General features: G+C 62.4%; 16 protein-coding genes. 10 read left to right on the top strand and 6 right to left on the bottom strand.

Features of this window, described 5'->3' with window-relative positions; translation table 11 throughout:
* Positions 1-17 precede the first annotated feature (17 nt).
* Entirely contained in the window at positions 18-752 is a 735-nt protein-coding gene (locus tag E3T46_RS01175; protein ID WP_134577151.1) for a VOC family protein, read from the top strand.
* A 103-nt stretch (positions 753-855) separates the two neighbouring features.
* Here the strand turns inward: E3T46_RS01175 and E3T46_RS01170 are convergent, their stop codons facing one another.
* Positions 856-2,661, bottom strand: coding sequence for a TraM recognition domain-containing protein (locus E3T46_RS01170; RefSeq protein WP_134577150.1), 1,806 nt, complete (start codon positions 2,659-2,661; stop codon positions 856-858).
* 570 nt (positions 2,662-3,231) lie between these two features.
* Between E3T46_RS01170 and E3T46_RS01165 the strand changes: the two genes are divergently transcribed.
* The 6 genes from E3T46_RS01165 to E3T46_RS01140 all read left to right on the top strand — a co-directional run bounded on the left by E3T46_RS01165 (position 3,232) and on the right by E3T46_RS01140 (position 9,829).
* Positions 3,232-4,269 (top strand): sugar ABC transporter permease, encoded by a 1,038-nt coding sequence (locus E3T46_RS01165; RefSeq protein ID WP_134577149.1) that lies wholly within the window; start codon positions 3,232-3,234, stop codon positions 4,267-4,269.
* A 179-nt stretch (positions 4,270-4,448) separates the two neighbouring features.
* The gene (locus E3T46_RS01160) at positions 4,449-5,297 is read left to right on the top strand and encodes a carbohydrate ABC transporter permease (RefSeq protein ID WP_134577148.1); all 849 of its coding nucleotides are present in this window, start codon (positions 4,449-4,451) and stop codon (positions 5,295-5,297) included.
* An 83-nt stretch (positions 5,298-5,380) separates the two neighbouring features.
* Positions 5,381-6,721, top strand: a complete 1,341-nt coding sequence (locus tag E3T46_RS01155; RefSeq protein WP_166790145.1) for an ABC transporter substrate-binding protein — start codon at positions 5,381-5,383, stop codon at positions 6,719-6,721.
* Positions 6,722-6,730: 9 nt separating this feature from the next.
* A complete protein-coding gene (locus E3T46_RS01150) occupies positions 6,731-7,636 on the top strand; it encodes an HAD family hydrolase (protein WP_241980396.1) in 906 nt (301 codons plus the stop codon).
* Complete coding sequence (locus E3T46_RS01145; RefSeq protein ID WP_134577145.1) at positions 7,626-9,089, top strand: MBL fold metallo-hydrolase; 1,464 nt, start codon at positions 7,626-7,628, stop codon at positions 9,087-9,089. Before E3T46_RS01150 ends, E3T46_RS01145 begins: the two co-directional genes overlap by 11 nt.
* A gap of 2 nt (positions 9,090-9,091) precedes the next feature.
* Positions 9,092-9,829 carry an endonuclease/exonuclease/phosphatase family protein gene (locus E3T46_RS01140; protein ID WP_166790144.1) on the top strand — a complete coding sequence of 246 codons (738 nt, stop codon included), beginning with the start codon at positions 9,092-9,094 and terminating at the stop codon, positions 9,827-9,829.
* Between the two features lie 168 nt (positions 9,830-9,997).
* Here the strand turns inward: E3T46_RS01140 and E3T46_RS01135 are convergent, their stop codons facing one another.
* Together E3T46_RS01135 and E3T46_RS01130 are read right to left on the bottom strand one after the other, a co-directional pair.
* Positions 9,998-11,473, bottom strand: coding sequence for an ATP-binding protein (locus E3T46_RS01135; protein ID WP_134577210.1), 1,476 nt, complete (start codon positions 11,471-11,473; stop codon positions 9,998-10,000).
* Between the two features lie 23 nt (positions 11,474-11,496).
* Positions 11,497-11,898, bottom strand: a complete 402-nt coding sequence (locus tag E3T46_RS01130) for a hypothetical protein (protein WP_134577143.1) — start codon at positions 11,896-11,898, stop codon at positions 11,497-11,499.
* Between the two features lie 145 nt (positions 11,899-12,043).
* Between E3T46_RS01130 and E3T46_RS01125 the strand changes: the two genes are divergently transcribed.
* From E3T46_RS01125 to E3T46_RS01115, 3 genes are all read left to right on the top strand, one after another.
* Positions 12,044-12,355 carry a thioredoxin family protein gene (locus tag E3T46_RS01125; RefSeq protein WP_134577142.1) on the top strand — a complete coding sequence of 104 codons (312 nt, stop codon included), beginning with the start codon at positions 12,044-12,046 and terminating at the stop codon, positions 12,353-12,355.
* 229 nt (positions 12,356-12,584) lie between these two features.
* Positions 12,585-12,938, top strand: coding sequence for a metalloregulator ArsR/SmtB family transcription factor (locus E3T46_RS01120; protein WP_134577141.1), 354 nt, complete (start codon positions 12,585-12,587; stop codon positions 12,936-12,938).
* Positions 12,935-13,621 carry a cation transporter gene (locus E3T46_RS01115; RefSeq protein WP_134577140.1) on the top strand — a complete coding sequence of 229 codons (687 nt, stop codon included), beginning with the start codon at positions 12,935-12,937 and terminating at the stop codon, positions 13,619-13,621. Before E3T46_RS01120 ends, E3T46_RS01115 begins: the two co-directional genes overlap by 4 nt.
* A 6-nt stretch (positions 13,622-13,627) precedes the next feature.
* Here E3T46_RS01115 and E3T46_RS01110 read toward each other — a convergent pair whose 3' ends face one another.
* The 3 genes from E3T46_RS01110 to E3T46_RS01100 are packed head-to-tail and all read right to left on the bottom strand — an operon-like array spanning position 13,628 to position 16,794.
* Positions 13,628-15,091 (bottom strand): SCO6880 family protein, encoded by a 1,464-nt coding sequence (locus E3T46_RS01110; protein WP_134577139.1) that lies wholly within the window; start codon positions 15,089-15,091, stop codon positions 13,628-13,630.
* Between the two features lie 2 nt (positions 15,092-15,093).
* On the bottom strand, positions 15,094-16,497 hold the full coding sequence (locus E3T46_RS01105; protein WP_134577138.1) for a conjugal transfer protein TrbL: 1,404 nt from the start codon (positions 16,495-16,497) through the stop codon (positions 15,094-15,096).
* Between the two features lie 27 nt (positions 16,498-16,524).
* Positions 16,525-16,794 (bottom strand): DUF6112 family protein, encoded by a 270-nt coding sequence (locus tag E3T46_RS01100; RefSeq protein WP_104090819.1) that lies wholly within the window; start codon positions 16,792-16,794, stop codon positions 16,525-16,527.
* Positions 16,795-16,909 lie beyond the last annotated feature (115 nt).

Here is a 16,909-nt window from a genome sequence, read left to right as displayed (position 1 = left end):
CAATACGCTTGGGCGCCATGGCCCTTCGACTGGTTCAGGTGAATTTCAAGGCACGGGATGATTCAGCGCTCGGCCAGTTTTGGGCGGATGCGCTCGGCTGGGGCGTGTCCAGCGAAGGTCCCGGTGTGACCAACGTTGAGCCGCCGGGCATGGTCCTGCCGGATCCGGCCGCCGTCTGCGTCGACGTCGTCACAGTCCCCGACCCCGAAACGGTCAAGTACCGCGCACACCTCGACCTCGCTACCCGGTCCTTGGTCCATCAAGCGGAACTGGTCGCGCGATTGAAGACGCTGGGCGCGACATCCGCTGATATTGGTCAGGGCGACGTGCCGTGGACGGTTCTGACCGACCCGGAGGGAAACGCGTTCTGCGTGCTCGAGCCTCGGGCGATCTACGCCGACACGGGGCCGATCGCCGCAGTGGTGGTCAGCTGCGCGGATCCACGGGCGATGGCTCGGTTTTGGAACGCGGCGATGGACTGGACCCTGCACGGGGTGACCGACGATTTTGCGCGGCTGCGGTCGGCCGCGGGGGTCGGTCCGTATCTGGAGTTCGTTCGCGTTCCCGTCGGCACGGTGTGGACCCGCGCCCACCTCGACTTGCGTCCGAACCTTCGTGATGACCAGGCGGGTGAGGTGGTCCGGTTGAGATCTCTGGGTGCGATGGATGCTGACATTGGGCAGGGCGACGTGCCTTGGGTGGTGCTCACCGACCCCGAGGGCAACGAGTTCTGCGTCCTCATTCCACGTTGATGCATCTGCCGGGGGCGGCGATCAAAGCGGATGTCTGAAGTTCGGCACCGAGATCCGTCGCACGGTCTGGTCGGGAACGTGATCTGGAGCGTCGAGTTCGACTTCAGTCCGGCTCGTTGACCGGCTCCGGAGCAGGCGTGTTCCGAATTGGCGCCCGCATCAACCCTTCGATTTCCTCGCGGTTCGTGCGCAGCTCCTTGGCGTCGGCGCGGGCGGTCCACATCTGCAGGCTCGCGATGATCGGCGGCGCCGCGCGGAGCATGATCAGGCCGGTGCCGAAGGGCAGGGTGCGGATCGTGTCGGGCGGCATGATCGGCACGCGTCGGATGGATCGCTGCGAGGAGCGAGAACCGCGATCGCCGACGGTCGTCGAGTCGGTCGCCTCGTCGCGGTCGCCGATCAGGGTGGAGAGGTCGTGCAGATCCCGAGAGTTGGAGCCGCCTCCGAGCACGATCTTGACGATCGATGCGTCCCATATGGTGCCGGCGGCGTTGTCGCTCCACTTCGTGCGCGCTTGCGCGAGGGATTGCAGGACCGGCATGGTGGTGATGCCGGTGCCACCGCCTTCGGCCATAAGGGTGGGCAGCGAGGGGAGTGGCGCAAGGTTGCCGATCTCGTCGAGCGCGAGTAACAGTGGTGGGTCGAGTCGGGCTCCCGCGCTTCGGGCAGCGATGCGGCGGGCGGTCTCGACGAGGTCTTCGACGAAAGCCGAGACAAGAGCGGCCGAGTTATTCGAGCCGGCACCGGTGGCGAGTAGGTAGAGGGTTCCATTGCTGCGCAGAAACGCTTCGGGGTCGAACTCCTCGCCCTCTGGCGGGGAGACGGAATTCAATACGCGCGGGTCAGCCAATGCACCCAGAGACAGCGAGACTCCCTGCCAGATCGAGTCGCGTGTGCGTGGGTCGGCCTCGAGCGTGGCACGGAGCGCGTCGCCCCAGCCGGTGGCTGCGGCCGGGGAAGCCAGCAAGATGGAGACGGCGTCGTGCGCGGCGGCCGGGTCGAGGGTCCAGCGAAAGAGGTCAGCTGGTGAGCAGTGATCGAGCGCAGCCGCGTGCAGCATCGACTGCAGGGCCGTGCGGGTTTTGGCTTCCCAAAATCCGCCGCCGTCAACTCCGCCCGCGGCCAGTCCGGTTCCAGCGGCGAGCCCCGCCGCGCGGATCATCGCCGTGAGCGGATCCTCACACCCACGAATCGGTGACCACCGCAGACCCACCGGCACTCCTGCCGCCAGCTGCTGCGGGTCGAACACCGCCACTGGCCCCAGCCGTTGCCGGGATCGCAGCGTCGTGGTGAGATTGTCGGGTCGCGTCGAGGTAGTCACGACCGGGCCGGGCGCATCGAGAATGGCATTGATCACAATGTGCGCACCCTTGCCCGAACGTGGCGGCCCGATCACCAGAATCGAGTCCTCGACGCTCGCCCACACCGCAGTACCGCGCGATCGCCCGATCCGATACCCAACATCGCGCGGTCCGGCCTTCGCGAGAGATGGGCGAAGATGCTCAGCGCGCTTCATGATGGCCGAATGCGATGTGGCACGTGCGACCTCGGCGCGGGTCGCGATCCCGGCAATGCGGTACGGGTCGACCTTCGTAGTGACGCCCCGAAATATGCGCCACAGCCCAAACGCCAAGGCGGATGCCAGCCCCACCAGCAAGATCGTCGTCACCCAATATGCGACCGGGTTCAGATTTGGTGCCCGCAGCGCTGCTGCCGGGTTGCCTGGGTCCAGAAGCACGGCGAGCCCGGTCTCCGGTCCGCCGGTGGGCTGCGCGGTCCCAGTTGCCCAGGCCGCGGCAGCACCCGAGCTACGAAGTAGCAGGGCCAACACTGCGGCGCCGATCAGGAGTCCAATACCGAGGTTGGTGAGCTCGTCGCCGAGTTCGGTCTGCGGTCGTTGGGTGGTCATTTGCTTCGATCTCCAGGTCCGGGCAGGTGCTGTAGAACCGACTTATGGGGCAGTGAGCAGGATTTAGCTAACCAGAGAAGCCTGCAGTCGCTTTGCGGAATTGGGACAGCTGGGGAGGTCCTCCACGCTTCTCTTTCCATCGACGCACCTCCTCAGCCAGAAAGAAGGTGCGTAGCTACTGACGCACGGGTGTCAGTGCTGTCGTGTCGAACCCCCACGAGTTCGTCCGGATGCAGCTGACGTTGCACGACAATGATGCGGTCCTTTACTCGCGACGACGCGTGCCCGGAGCTGACCGCGAGAGAGTTTCACAGGATCCGTGCTCGTCAGTCTCCTACCGGCATGCGCTGCGCGTCTCACCGTTTGTCAGGTGGCTGTCGCCACGATTCGCGTTCGTCGCAAATGATATTAAGTTATCTTTCGATCTGTCGTGATATCCGGTGAGATGAGTCACTTTGTTTACGACGACGTAACCTTGTGTCTTCTTATGTGACACCTGTGCATCTGGTCCGGTTCACCAAACTTTCTTAGCGTGATGTATATCAAGTATTGGAGGCGGGGGAATCGAATATGTCAACAGAAATCATCATGCGCCGACGACGCAAACAGCGACGAAAAGAGCGAATTTGGTTACCGGCGCTCTACTTAGCGCCGACTCTTCTACTCATGTGGGCATTTGACATATACCCTATTTTTCTTTCAGCGTGGATGAGCCTTTGGCGCTGGGGGATAAAAGCAGAAGAATTCATTGGCCTGGATAATTACAAAAGAGTTCTCGAGGACATTGGCAGTGGCCCCGGCGGTGCCCCTGGCGAGGTGGGAAACAGTCTTCTCGTTACGGCTTTTTATGTGATCGGTACCGTGCCGGTAACGATAGTTATCGCCTTCGTGATTGCCAATATGCTGAATTCAAAGATACGCTTCTCAGGCATTCTGCGAACCGCATACTTTGTTCCGTATGTCACATCGACTGTTGCGGCAGGCCTAGCCTTCGTTTGGCTCCTCAACCCTCAAATAGGTGTGCTGAACTCTGCTCTCGAGTCCGTTGGCCTACCACCACAACAGTGGTTGCTGGATCCAGAACCCGCCGCTCCCAAAGTGCTTGCGGCACTTGGTATTGGCTGGGCAGAAAACGTGCCGGGAGTCCTGGAAGGACCGAGCGTTGCTTTGGTCTGCGTCATTGCCTTCAGCGTGTGGAATTCGTTGGGTTTTGCTGTCGTCATCATCCTTGCTGGGCTGATCACGATAGATCCCCAAGTGAAAGAAGCTGCCCGGATGGACGGCGTGAACTCCTGGCAAATGGCGACCCGCATCACTATGCCGTTGGTATCGCCCACTCTTTTTCTTCTCTTGATCGTTTCAACGATCAGCGCCTTTCAGAGTTTCAACGAGGTTTACGTCTTGACCAGCGGTGGCGGCTATGGGGCCGGGGCCGGCTCACCGCTGGATTCTACTCTGACGCTACCTGTGCTCATTTTCCGTCACCTATACGAACGTCCCAGCTCGGTGGGATTTGCGGCGGCATTGTCCATGCTGCTGTTTGTTTTAGTGCTGGGTGTTGTACTGCTGCAGTTTCGACTCGCTGAGCGGCGTGTGCACTATGAGTAGATCTCTCCGAACTCTTTCGCCAACATCCCATTACATTAAAGAGGCGGAATATCACTGTGGCACTTCAGACGACTGAGAGAGCGCCGAGTCAGGCAACTCGACCGCACCTAGACGCCGGTATTCCAACGAAGTCAAGACGAAAACTTGCGGCTAAGCGCTGGTACCGAGTAACGAGCCGAGTGATCTTGTACACCGCCCTGATCGCCGGAGCGATGGTAATGCTCTTCCCGTTCTTTTGGATGGTTTCCAGTTCCCTCAAAACTTTCCAAGAGGTGAATCTATCGCCGCCCACCATGCTTCCGACAGATCCACAATGGGCGAATTACGCTGAAGCGTGGGGATCGCCGCCTTCAGGATTCGGACGCTATTTCTTCAATAGTCTCGTAGTCGCCGTCGTTGGAACTGCCATACAGCTATTTACGGGAATTATGGCGGCTTACGCTTTTGCCCGGTTGAAGTTCCGGTTCAATAACCTGCTTTTTATGCTCGTCTTAGCGACCATGATGATTCCGTTTGAAACAAGAATTGTACCCAATTATGTTCTGATTCGACAGATCCCCTTGGTGGGCGGAAATGGCATCTTTGGGGAGGGTGGCTCCGGATTATATGACACATATGCCGGAATGATCTTGCCAGGTGTAGCCAGTGCGTTTGCCGTGTTTCTACTTCGCCAAGCGTTCATGGCCGTTCCTCGCGACTATTGGGATGCCCTGCGCATGGACGGCGCATCTCACTGGACATTCCTCTGGCGAGTCCTCATTCCCATGACCATGCCGGCGGTACTGACCGTGGTGTTGTTCGGATTTATTGGGCGATGGAACGAGCTCTTATGGCCATTGATTGCTACGCAGAGTGAATCCATTCGGCCCGTGCAACTTGGGCTGATGCTCTTTTCCGGTGATGAGGGTTCGCTCTACCACCTGCTCATGGCCGCCACGACATTGGTCGCGGTCCCCGGAATTATATTCTTCCTGTTCGTTCAACGTCGCTTCATCGAAGGCCTCACAGCCTTCGGCGTAAAAGGCTGACCAGTTCAACTAGATTTCGTAACGTTTCCAGACTGACAACAACCCATTCCACTAACTTTACCGGAGGTACAAATCATATGAATATGATAAAGAAAACAGCTCTAACTTCCTTCTTCCTCGCGGGAACTCTGCTGCTTACTTCCTGTGGCCTCGGAGCTGCTGCCAGCTCCGGAGAGGCGGCCGTCAGCGCAGCAAATATTGATGACATCGACTTGCCCACGGGAGTGGAGATCGATTTCTGGCACATCCAGGCGACCATCTACGGGGAAGCGATAACTGAGATGGTTCAGGAATTCAACGCCACAAACGAGTGGGGGATTGTGGTGAACGAGTCCTTCAAGGGGTCCTATCAGGAGCTGAATCAGGCCGTAAGGGCTTCTCTCGCCGGTGGCGGCGCCCCCGATGTCTCGATGGCCTATGAAAACGATGTGCTTGAGTACGTGGCAAACGATGTGATTGTGCCGCTCGACGCGTATCTGGACAGCGACCAATTCGGTGTCTCGGAAGACGACCTTGCCGACCTCGTCGACGGTGTCCTAGCCAGGCAACAAGTGGATGCCTACAAGGGGCTCACCCTGTCATGGCCCCACGGAAACTCGAGCATGGGTCTGTACTATAACGCTGACCTGTTCGAGACAGCCGGTATTGACGGGCCACCCACAAGCTGGGATGAATTCCTCGACCAGGCGCGTCAACTGAAGGACACGACCGGATTGGCGTACTCCGCTATGGGGCCCGCAAAGAACGGTGTCTACTACAACATGCTGCGTTCCAAGGGCATCACTCCCTTCGACGCCGTCGCCGCAACGACCGAATTCACTTCACCGGAGTCCATTGAGTCACTGGAATTGTTGGCTGCACTCTTTAAGGACGAGCTCGTTTACACGGCAGCAGACACCGAGCAGGAATTTACTAACGAGCGCACTGCCACCGAGATCGGAACCACGGCGCGGACCTCGACGAAAATCGATCAGATCGGTGACAAGTTCGAATGGTCTGTGGCACTGACTCCCCAAGAAACCGAAGAGCCCATTACCCAGTTGTTTGGTGGAAACCACGTCATTCTGGCATCCGGGGAGCCCGACCAAGAACTTGCCGCTTGGCTATTCATGCGCTGGTTTGCCGATACTGATGCTCAATCCATCTACGCTGCTCGAACCGGTTATTCGCCCGCAGTCAAGAGCGCTTTAGACACTGCATTGTTGAGCGCGAACTACGAGGAGAATCCCCAGAAAGCGGATGCTTTCAAGAATGTTTTTGTCAACGCGCAGATCATGCCTCCGACTGCTGCTGGCAATGCAATCGACGATATGGTCACGGGAGTTCTTGAAGAGGTCGTCCTCGGTTGGGTGACTCCGCAGGAAGCGGCCGAACGGATGGACGCTGAAGCGGCCAGCCTTCTCCAGGCATCACCTCAGAACTGAGCAGTGACGATGCTAACAACCTCGACGCAGACAAATCCCACGAGGAGTGGCTTCAACTGGCCGGCCCCGCTGGAGAACCTGAGTGACATAAAAGTTGTGCTCTTCGACCTAGACGGCACACTCCACGATGACCCTCGAATCACCGACTTTTACGCGAGAGTTTTGGAGGAGGAAATGGTTGATGGCACAGGCCGTGGCCTCCAAAACGAGGTTGCCGATGTCATCCAGGGGCGCCACCCCGCCGCGCAAATCGGTAGTTTTGTGGAACCGTCCCGCGGTATCGCGATCAGCGCCCCCCACTGGGTTGCGGAGAAGGCACTGGATTGGAATGGCAATCCGGTTTCTTTGCTGGATGACAGCCTTCTCGGTCCGATTCAACATGATGGAGCCCTCCGGTACCTAGGCGATCAGTGGCAAATCATTGGAGCCTTGGCTGCGCGGCGCGGCGCCAATGCCCACATTCTTCGTGATGCATTCGTGCGTGCTCGCCGTTTCGGCAATGATCCAAGCACTACCCTCATCCGTTCCGAGTACTTGGATGAGGTCCTCCACCGCTTGAGCCAGGGGCGCCGGTTTCTGCTGGCTACCAACACCACCGAAGAGTTAGCCCGGCCGCTGGTTGATCGACTTAGACTGCAGCCGCCTTTCGAGATAATCCGTTTCGATGCGCGCAAGCCTGCCGGCTGCTCGGAGCTGATCTCCCACGCTCGAGAGCAGTGGAACATTGCGCCTTCGGAAATTTTGGTAATTGGCGACAATCTGTGGAATGACTTGCTTCCCCCGGCCGAACAAGGCTGCCGAACAGTGCATATAGACCCGTTAGGAACAGACCGCGCCGCTCGCTGGTCCAGCGCCCGATTTGATAATTTTGCGGCCTTCGCGGCCGCGCTGAAGGAGCTTCCCGATGAATGCTGAACTGGAACCAACCATCACATTCTTCAACGGAACCAGCACGATCGGGGGGGTCCAGGTCTCGGTTCGCTCCGGGAATTCGGAGGTCTTCTTCGATTTTGGCGTGACGCCGAATCCGTCGGGGGCTCTGTTTTCCCGGTCCTCGCCCGCGCCCGTCGAGGGGAGCCTCGCCGCGCATCTGCGCGCAGGAATGGCCCCGCACGTTGAGGGGCTCTACGATCCGACACAGCTCACACCGACCGGCGGAAGCGTTGCTTCTACCATAGAGCCGATGGCCGGAACTGGTCGCATGTTGAGCCAGACATCCGTCTTTGACCACGCTGAGAATACGGCAATATTCGTCAGCCACATTCACAACGACCATTGTGAACTCCTCCCATTTGTTAGTCCCGATGTGCCAGTCCTTATGAGTGCCGACAGCGCCGCTCTGTATGCCGGACTGACGGAAGTAGGGGCGCTGCGCGCCACTCCGGCTGCGGTCCGAGGCTTGGTTGAGGGCGAACACGTCGCCATCGGTGGGATGGACCTCGAGCTCGTGCACGTTGATCACGACATACCCGGGGCGGCGGGTTTCATCCTTCAGGCGGGGAACCGGCGGATTGCTTGGACTGGGGACTGGCGTGGTCACGGCCACGCACCTGAACGCATGGCAGCTTTTGCCGAGCGGGCGGCTGGAGTCGACCTGCTGATCACGGAAGGCACAACGCTTCGTCCTGACTCAAGCCCGTCTAAGCCGCTTTCGGAGGTCGAAATCGCCGAGAGAGTTGACCGGATCCTAGGTGCGACCGCTGGCCTAGCTTTCGTCACTCCCTACCCGCGCAATCTTCGCCGCTTAGCAGGCCTGCGTGATGCCGCCACCGCAAACGGCCGGACCCTGGTGCTGCGGCACGAGACCCTGGCCGGATGGCGTGCCGCCGTGAGACATGGCTTATCCGTGCCGCAACTGGACGACATAGGTGCGCCTATCGCAGTGTTAACGACCGGGGATTCGGACACGAACCTCCTGGCTGGCCACGCGCAGGTCGCGATTGACGATATACGGGCCAATCGAGGGGATTTCCTAGTCGAACTGCAGGTTCCGGACCGTTGGGTGGCGTTGGCCGTCGGGGCTGGTCCTGACGACGTGCTGATCCACAGCAACGGACAACCGTTGGGTGCCTGGGACCCAGAATGGACATCCCTCACTGCATGGGTTGAGACGCTCGGGCTTGACTTTGTCTGGCTCGACTCCGGCGGACATGCCACTCCCGACGACCTCGCCTGGCTGGTTGAAACCGTACGTCCGGGGGCAGTTGCGGCCGTGCATAGCGCGCACCCGCAGCTCTTTCCGCGCACCTCAGCGAAGCTCATACTTCCTGTGCGCGGGCAGTCCTTCACGCTCTCTCAGCCGATCTCGCCTGCGCTCGGAACGCGCAGCGCAGACTCCGAAAGGACCATGATTCCATGCGTTTTGTAGTAATGACACATAATATTTGGGCGGACAACCGCTGGCCGGACCGTGAACCAGCACTGCGCTCGTTGCTTGTCACGCGTCGCCCCGACATCTACGCCGTCCAAGAGCTCCGTCCCGTTACGCGTGACGTCATCGACAGCGTGCTCACCGGTCACCGCCGTGTGGAAGACGACGAACACGGATGGAGCCACGAAAGCTCGATATGGTGGAACGCTGAGCTATTCACAGAGATTGAACACGGCTCCTTGGACATCGGAATCGGTGTGGATGAAACCCACCGGCACCGGAAACTTTTCTGGGTACGGCTGGCCACGGAAGACGGCACAACCATCGTCGTGAGCACCGCCCACTTCGCATTTCCGGGGACAGAGCGTGAGCTCACCGAACATGTCAACCCACGGATTGCCCAATCGGAAGCAGCCGGAGTCGCCCTGGCCACATTGGGGGAACCAAATGAACCCGTGCTGTTCATGGGTGACCTCAACGAATCGTGGCACGTTCTCCGTATATTGCACGCGGCCGGCCTACATGACTCTTACTCCGCCCTCGGAGTCGTTCCTGGGCCCACCTGGCCGACGGTTCCTACATGGCCAGCTGCCACCGCGCCATGGGTCATCGATTTTCAGTTTCATCGGGGCAGCGTTCGAGCCCTAACGACCGAGGTCGTTGACTTTTTCCACGGAGATATTGCACCGTCCGACCACAAACCTGTGGTCACCACGTATGGATTCGACATCAAGTAACTGCACGAGACGACTGGGTGCCATTACCCGTACGAAGCGCCTCACGCTCCCTTGCTGCTCGCTCGCGTAGTACTAGGCGCGAGCGAGCAGCAAGGGCGCGCGACCCTGCGGGACGGCCGGAAATTCAGCAATAATTGAGACTGGGGTTGATGCGGTTTCAAGACAAATTCAACGTGCGTTCGGGTTCCCACCGGTCATCCGCGCCGTCGTGTCGAACGCCGCGAGCTCATCAGGATGCAGCTGATGCTGGACCACAAAACTGCGATCCTTTACGCGCCACAGCCCCTGACCTGTCCCGAGGGCGGGCAGCAGTTTCTGCTCGGTGCGGCTGAGTCCGAGTGCGCTCGCCGTGGATCCGAGCTGGTCCGGTTCCTGCCGGTAGACGATGCGGGTTTCTGCGTTGGCCAGCAGCGATGACGCGAGGGCGCGCATGGCGGATCCGGAGTCGCCGACGTTGTCGAGGTCGCTGAGCTTGTGGAAGATGAGCATGTTGGCGATGCCGAAGTGGCGGGCGAGCCGCCATTGGGCATCCATTCGGCGCAGCAGCGCCGGATACGCCATGAGCCGCCAGGCCTCGTCGTAGATGACCCACCGCTGGCCGCCGGCCGGGTCGGCGAGGGCGGATTCCATCCACGCCGACGAGCACGTCATCAGCACCGAGATGAGCGTGGAGTTTTCGGCCACCCGCGAGAGGTCGAGCGAGACCATCGGTAGGGACGGGTCGAAGCGCACGGTGGAGGGTCCGTCGAAGAGTCCGGCGAGGTCGCCGGCCACCAGCCGGCGCAGCGCATGGCCGACGAGGCGGCCGTCGGCGGCGAGGCGTCCCTCGTCGTCCTCGGGGTTGGGGGAGAGGATGCGATCGACCACCATGGGCAGGATCGGCACCTCCGCGCTGCGTACGGCATCGGCCAGGGCAAGGTCGATGGCCGTGTGCTCGAGCGGGCTGAGCGGTCGGTCGAGGACGGTTTCAGCGAGGGCGCCGATCAGGTCCCGGCGGCGGGCGGCCAGCTGCGCCGACCATTCGGCATCCGAAACGGATGCTGCCCGGTGGCCCTCGTCGAGCGGGTTGAGCCGGTTGCGCAGGCCGTGGCCGAGGATGATCGCCTTGCCGCCGACAGCTTCGGCGACGGCGGTGTGCTCACCTTTCGGATCGCCCGGCACGTAGACACGCCGGCCGAACGGGAGTGAGCGGGTGTAGAGCGACTTTGCCAGCGAGGACTTGCCGGAGCCGACGATGCCGGCCAGCACGATGTTCGGAGCAGTGATCATTCCCTGCTGGTAGAGCACCCACGGGTCGTAGACGAAGGAGCCACCCGAGTAGAGATCCTGCCCGACAAAGACGCCGGCCGAGCCGAGTCCGGCCTCGGCGAGAAACGGGTAGTGGCCCGACAGCGTCGCCGTCGTGTCCTGGTGTTTGGCCAGTTTCAATCGTCCGGGCGTGCGCAGCTGGGCGGGGCCGGCCTCTCCGGCTTTGGGCAGGTAGTCGCCCGATCGCGCTTCACTTTGCTCGGCCTGCCAGCGCGTGCGGGCGGCGACAGTCTTGGCCTTCTGCGCATCCGCTTCGATCTTCGCTGCCGCTCGTCGGCGGGCGCGACGGTCGCGGCGCAACTCGCCGCGCGGCTCGACCAGCGCGGCCGTGTGCATCCGCTCGGTCACATCGGTGTCTTTCACAGCGTGACCGTGCGCTCGGCCAGGCGCGTCGACCGCGGGGCGGCCCAGATGTCGTCTTGACGGGAAGCGTTTCGGGCCGGCTTCAATTCAGGTTCAAGCGGATACCAGCGCAACAGTGAAACGTACCGGTAGGTCCTGCTGTAGGTCAGCGCATATGGCGAGCCGTCATGCTCGATGATGTGGTCGGTCCGGCCGGCCGGGATGCGGTCGTAGACGTACCCGTTCTCGAGGGCGGCGTCGGTCGTGGCATCGCCGAGATCCCGTGGCTGCAGGTAGTCGAAGGCAGCGGATGCTCCGCTTCGGTCGATCAGGCCGAGCACTGCGTCGGCCTCAGTTCCTTGTAGGAAGGCGACACTGATCCATCGAGATGTGCGGTCCCTGGTTTCGTACCCGGCCATGCTTCGCTCCAATCACGTATTTGCTTCGCATTGAAGGTGCGCGGGGCGCTGCGCGGCCTGACGCCGCGGTGACAGAATTGGTTGAACGACGTCGGTCGGTCGAACGATAGGAACGCGGTTGGCCGAAAGTACAGGGAGAAAAATCATGGCGACAATCGAGCTGCTTCATGTCGCCGACTGCCCGAACTCGGAAAAAGCCCTTGTCCGCCTGCGGCTAGCGGTCGAGAACACAATGCCCTCGAGCACACCGATCAAATCCACCCTGATCGATTCCGCCGCGACGGCCGCACGGCTGCCCTTTGCCGGATCGCCGACCATCCTCGTCGACGGAGTCGATCTCTTCCCCACGGATGGCCGCACCAGCGATCTCGCCTGCCGGATCTATCCCACCCCGCACGGTCTGGCCGGATCTCCGACCCAGCAACAAATCGAAGCAGCGCTCGCGCCTCATGGATAGTGCCTTTTAGCTCACCTGCTCGTCTTGCGGTCGCATCTATTCGCGCCGCAGGTTGCACGTCCTCAGCGACAACGTCTACATCTGCCGCCGATGCGGACTGTGGGTCGTACTCCGGCTCCGGGCCGATCCAATTGGGCGCGATCCGAAGTAGAAGATGGCGCCGCGTAAGCACGGGACCTACCCTTCCCTACGGGTGGTGATTGGTCAGCACCTACTGTAATGTCAGTGTATGCTGACTATTGCTTCGCGGGTGGACGTGATGAACCGGTTGGGCCGAGCGATGGCCGATCCCACCAGGTCTCGAATCCTGCTCTCTCTTCTCGATGGACCGGGCTATCCGGGTGCGCTGGCACGCGCGCTGGAGCTGTCGCGGTCGAACGTGTCCAACCATCTGTCTTGCCTGCGAGGCTGCGGAATCGTGGCCGCCGTTCCGGAAGGACGCTCGACTCGCTATGAGATCGCGGATCCTCACGTGACGAAGGCGCTGGTCGCCCTGATGGATGTGGTGCTCGCTATAGATGACGGAGTCGGCTGCGTCGATGAGGCCTGCGACGTGCCGCTCTGTTGCGGGACCGACGCATGAGCCTTCCTGCTGACGACCGAGTGGTTGAGATCCAGCCTGACCGGACGCAGGTTCTCCGTCGCCGGATTCGGTGGATCGTTGCGGCCACTATTGCCTACAACGTCATCGAAGCGATCATTGCGATCGCGGCGGGGAGTGTGGCGTCCTCAGCGGCCCTCATCGGTTTTGGCCTCGACTCTATCGTGGAGGTCCTCTCCGCGGCCGCGGTGGCGTGGCAGTTCGCAGCCCCCGATCCAGAGAAGCGGGAAGAGACCGCGCTGCGAGTCATCGCGTGGGCGTTCTTCGCTCTCGCAGCGTACGTGACCGTCGATGCTGGGCTGTCCCTGTTCGGTGTTCGGGAAGCGGAACACAGCACGGTCGGCATTGTGCTGGCCGCGGTCAGTCTTCTGGTGATGCCTTTTCTGAGCTTCGCCGAACGTCGCGCCGGCCGGGAGCTGGGCTCAGCCTCGGCGGTCGCTGACTCGAAACAAACCCTGATCTGCTCCTACCTCTCCGCAGCCCTGCTAGTCGGGCTCCTGCTGAATACCCTCTTCGGTTGGGCATGGGCAGACTCGGTTGCAGCCCTCGTGATCGTGGTCTTCGCTATAAGGGAAGGCCTCGAGGCGTGGCGCGGCGACGCCTGCAAAGTGCCCGTGGCTGCTCTGACCGGGGAACGGGACGTCAAGCACGAAGACTGCTGCTGAAACGCCTCACACGCTCCGACACAACGGCAGCGCCGCCGCCGTAAATGCCTGCGCCTGTTGCCCTACAAGCCGGCGAGTCTCGCAGGATGCCTGAATCGCGGCCTGCTCGATCGACGCCACGGCCGCATCGAGTTCGTCGACCGTCGGCGCGGTCACGCAAACGAGTCCGGTGGTGCGCAGCACGCCGTGGCCAGCCGTGAGGTCGGCCTCCTGGTGCAGGAGGTCGTCGTATTCGGCGGTGGCGGAGGCATCCTCTATCTGGCCGATGCGGGTGCGTTGGTGGGCGTCGCTAATCAGCTCGGTTTTCTTCTTGCGCAGGTCGCGCGCCGCCTGATCGGCGCGCACAGGCAGGTAGTGCAGCGACACCGTGCGCAGGATGCCGTTGGTGAAGACCAGCGGTGAGAGAAAGCCGGGGAACACCTGCGACCTCGGCCATTCACTGATCCACAACACCGCGTGAAAGGCACTGTCCGTGCGGAGGCGATCCCAGCTCTCGGCGACTGCGACCGGTCCGGCCGTGGCCAGCGACCGCCCAACCAGCGGATGCCGCTCCAGGTCGACGCCGACGGCGGGGTCATACGCGGTTCGCAGTATGACTGCGAGCTCGTCGGCGGTGAGCCAGCCGCCGACGGTGAGATCCGCCGCGCGTAACGCCCCGGTCAGGGCCGTCATTTCCTGCCGGAGCACCGTCGCCGCACCGCGCATGCCACCGCCCTGCGTGCGCACCTGTCGGGACGCTGCAGTGAGGTCGAGGGAGAGAGCGATCGTCGTGGCATGGCGTTCACCGGCTGGCCCGGCCCGCTCGATGAGATCACGGTAGGTCGTTGCGGCCCAACTGTCGTCGTTGATGCCATGCCGCTCCCACCACTCTGTCAGGCCGGTGCCCGAATCGGGCAGCGTGCGTTCCGTCACCTGCAGCCGCGCGATTCGCCCCGACCGGCAGGCCCCGGCCAGTACCCGGCCCCAACCCACCACGCGCCGATGCTGCTCGTCCGGGTCGAGCAGCGCAAATGCTGGGTGCGACACTGTCACGACAGCGGTCAGGGTTTGCGCGTGCGGGTCGTGGATCATGACGGCGCCCGTCTCGGGATCGTTCCACTCGCGCAGCGCGGCCGCGTCGCCCGGCAGCGACAACGTTCCCACCGGGCGCGGGCGGATGATGCGGCGCCGATAGGTCAGCTGCTCATGGCCCGATCGCCATGCCCATCGGGTGACGACCGGCATCCACTCGACGATCTTTCGTCCGCCGACCGGGATGCCCGCGATCACCGCTGAGGTACCCCAGATCGGGCTGGTCCACGCGACGCCCGTGGCACCGAAAGTGTAGAGCGCGGTAACGATGGTGAGCGTGCCGATCGACAGCGCCACCAGTTGCGGCACCGACAGACCCAGCAGCACGCCTCGCTTGGTCAGTCGCGAGAACTGCACCGGAGGGAGTCGGTAGGCCGCGTGGTTCGTGTCGGTGTCCATGGCTACGCATCCTTAATTTTTCGTCCGGCTGGCAGCTCTTGCGGTGAAGCGGATGCCGGTGGTCGCGTCTGCTTGGATGCTGGCGTGCTCGGAGCGACGGCGTCGCCGGCGGTCTGGGTGTGGGCATCCGCTGACTGGGCGACCGCGCCGCCGACTTTCGGGCCGGCCTTGGCTGCGGCGACGACTACTGCAGCGCCAGCGGCGACTCCCGCGGTAGCCACTCCCGCTCCAGCACCTGTTGCCGCGGCCGAGCCTGCACGCGTTCCGGCACCCGCGCCGGTGGTTCCAGTGCTGGTAGATGCGCCCATGCCTGAGGAACCCGAGCCTCCGCCTGACGGCGTGGGACCTCCGCCCGACGAACTGGGACCCGAGCCTCCGCTGCTGTTGGGTGCCGTCGGTGCGGAGCCACTGGGCGCGGACTTGGCGCCGTCGCCGCTCGGGCCCAGGATCTTCTTCGCGGTGTCCATCATCGGTGCGCTCGGCACCGGCACGGGCCGGTTCAGCGCCGACTTCGCCTCCTGCTCGCTCGACATGGCGTGGTACATGTCGAGTCCGACGAAGTTGAGGAATTTGTAGGTGATGTAGGGCGCGAAGGCGGCGATGAACATCAGCACGATGCCGGCGATGGGGTCGCTGACGGAGGCTAGATCCGCATCGATCGGGGCGGAGACCTGCGCGACCGCGACCAGGAAGATCACGACGAGCACGAGCTTGGAGAGTATGAGCGCGACCACAAAGGCGACCCATTTGGAGAACCAGCCTTTGGCGGCGTCCCAGGTGGCGCCGGCGAGGGCGATCGGTCCGAACACGATTGCCACCAGGAGCAGGGCTTTGCGGATGAGGAGGGAGAACCAGACGATGGCCGCGCCGCTGATGGCGAGGCCGGCGAGGAAGATCGTGAGGATGGCGCCGACGCCGGGGGCGCCGGGGCTGATCGCGGTAAGGCCCACGGCGAGGAGCGCGATGCGGTCGCCCATGCCTTCCATCGTGTTGCCGCTGGCCTGCACGACGCCGATGGACAGCTGGTCGGTGATTTCGAGGAGTAGGCCGGTGATGGTGATGATGACGAAGGATCCGAGGACCGATTTGGCGACGCCGATCGCGGCGCGGGAGAGCGCTGTGGGGTCGCGGTGTACGAGGCCGGTGATCAGTTGTAGGCAGAAGAAGATCAGGGTGACGAAGACGGCGAGGCCGAACAGCACGTTGTAGACGTCGATGTAGGTCGGGTCGGTGAGGTCGACGAGGGTGGTCGTGTCGAAGGCGGCCCAGACGGATTCGAAGAGCCAGGCGGCGGTGGAGCCCATCGCGGCGGCGAGCCAGTCGAAGGGGGCGGCGACGACTGAGGATGCGACGTCGCCGACGCCGGTGCAGACCTCCGCTACGACCGGCACATCGCACACGCTCATCGGTAGCCTCGCGTCGCAATCGCAGGGTCAGACGGACTGGCCCACGTTCCAGAAGAAGTTGACGAGGGTGACGGCGGCGCCGCAGATGATCGCTGCGCCGCAGGCCACCATGACGCCGGTCTTGCCGCGAGAGGCGAGGTGCGGGTTGGACGAGTTGGCGCCGAATCCCCAGACGATCGCCGCGACGATGAGGGCGAGCACGCTGAGCACGAGGCCGATGGTCATGACCGCGCCGACGATGACGCGCAGCTGCTCGATGCCGGGAAGTCCCGTCCCGTTCGGATTGATGTCGATCATCGGTGGCTCCCTCGGTCGTTTTGTTCGTACGACATGGAGGAGCGCATGGCCATCCCGGGGCTCCAAGGCTTGAGCTGCCGGCAAGGACTGAGCATTTACGGCTCCGCCCGGGTCA

It is taken from the genome of Cryobacterium sp. Hh11, assembly GCF_004404045.1.
GTDB classification, from domain to species: Bacteria; Actinomycetota; Actinomycetes; order Actinomycetales; family Microbacteriaceae; genus Cryobacterium; species Cryobacterium levicorallinum.
This window is presented reverse-complemented; position numbering and strand designations above follow the sequence as displayed.

What these genes read in the sequence shown, in the direction of transcription:
- E3T46_RS01175 (WP_134577151.1), top strand. Translation starts at nt 18, where the DNA reads ATGGCCCTTCGACTGGTTCAGGTGAATTTCAAGGCACGGGATGATTCA.
- E3T46_RS01170 (WP_134577150.1), bottom strand. Translation starts at nt 2,661, where the DNA reads ATGACCACCCAACGACCGCAGACCGAACTCGGCGACGAGCTCACCAAC.
- E3T46_RS01165 (WP_134577149.1), top strand. Translation starts at nt 3,232, where the DNA reads ATGTCAACAGAAATCATCATGCGCCGACGACGCAAACAGCGACGAAAA.
- E3T46_RS01155 (WP_166790145.1), top strand. Translation starts at nt 5,381, where the DNA reads ATGATAAAGAAAACAGCTCTAACTTCCTTCTTCCTCGCGGGAACTCTG.
- E3T46_RS01150 (WP_241980396.1), top strand. Translation starts at nt 6,731, where the DNA reads ATGCTAACAACCTCGACGCAGACAAATCCCACGAGGAGTGGCTTCAAC.
- E3T46_RS01145 (WP_134577145.1), top strand. Translation starts at nt 7,626, where the DNA reads ATGAATGCTGAACTGGAACCAACCATCACATTCTTCAACGGAACCAGC.
- E3T46_RS01140 (WP_166790144.1), top strand. Translation starts at nt 9,092, where the DNA reads ATGACACATAATATTTGGGCGGACAACCGCTGGCCGGACCGTGAACCA.
- E3T46_RS01135 (WP_134577210.1), bottom strand. Translation starts at nt 11,473, where the DNA reads ATGCACACGGCCGCGCTGGTCGAGCCGCGCGGCGAGTTGCGCCGCGAC.
- E3T46_RS01130 (WP_134577143.1), bottom strand. Translation starts at nt 11,898, where the DNA reads ATGGCCGGGTACGAAACCAGGGACCGCACATCTCGATGGATCAGTGTC.
- E3T46_RS01125 (WP_134577142.1), top strand. Translation starts at nt 12,044, where the DNA reads ATGGCGACAATCGAGCTGCTTCATGTCGCCGACTGCCCGAACTCGGAA.
- E3T46_RS01120 (WP_134577141.1), top strand. Translation starts at nt 12,585, where the DNA reads ATGCTGACTATTGCTTCGCGGGTGGACGTGATGAACCGGTTGGGCCGA.
- E3T46_RS01115 (WP_134577140.1), top strand. Translation starts at nt 12,935, where the DNA reads ATGAGCCTTCCTGCTGACGACCGAGTGGTTGAGATCCAGCCTGACCGG.
- E3T46_RS01110 (WP_134577139.1), bottom strand. Translation starts at nt 15,091, where the DNA reads ATGGACACCGACACGAACCACGCGGCCTACCGACTCCCTCCGGTGCAG.
- E3T46_RS01105 (WP_134577138.1), bottom strand. Translation starts at nt 16,497, where the DNA reads ATGAGCGTGTGCGATGTGCCGGTCGTAGCGGAGGTCTGCACCGGCGTC.
- E3T46_RS01100 (WP_104090819.1), bottom strand. Translation starts at nt 16,794, where the DNA reads ATGATCGACATCAATCCGAACGGGACGGGACTTCCCGGCATCGAGCAG.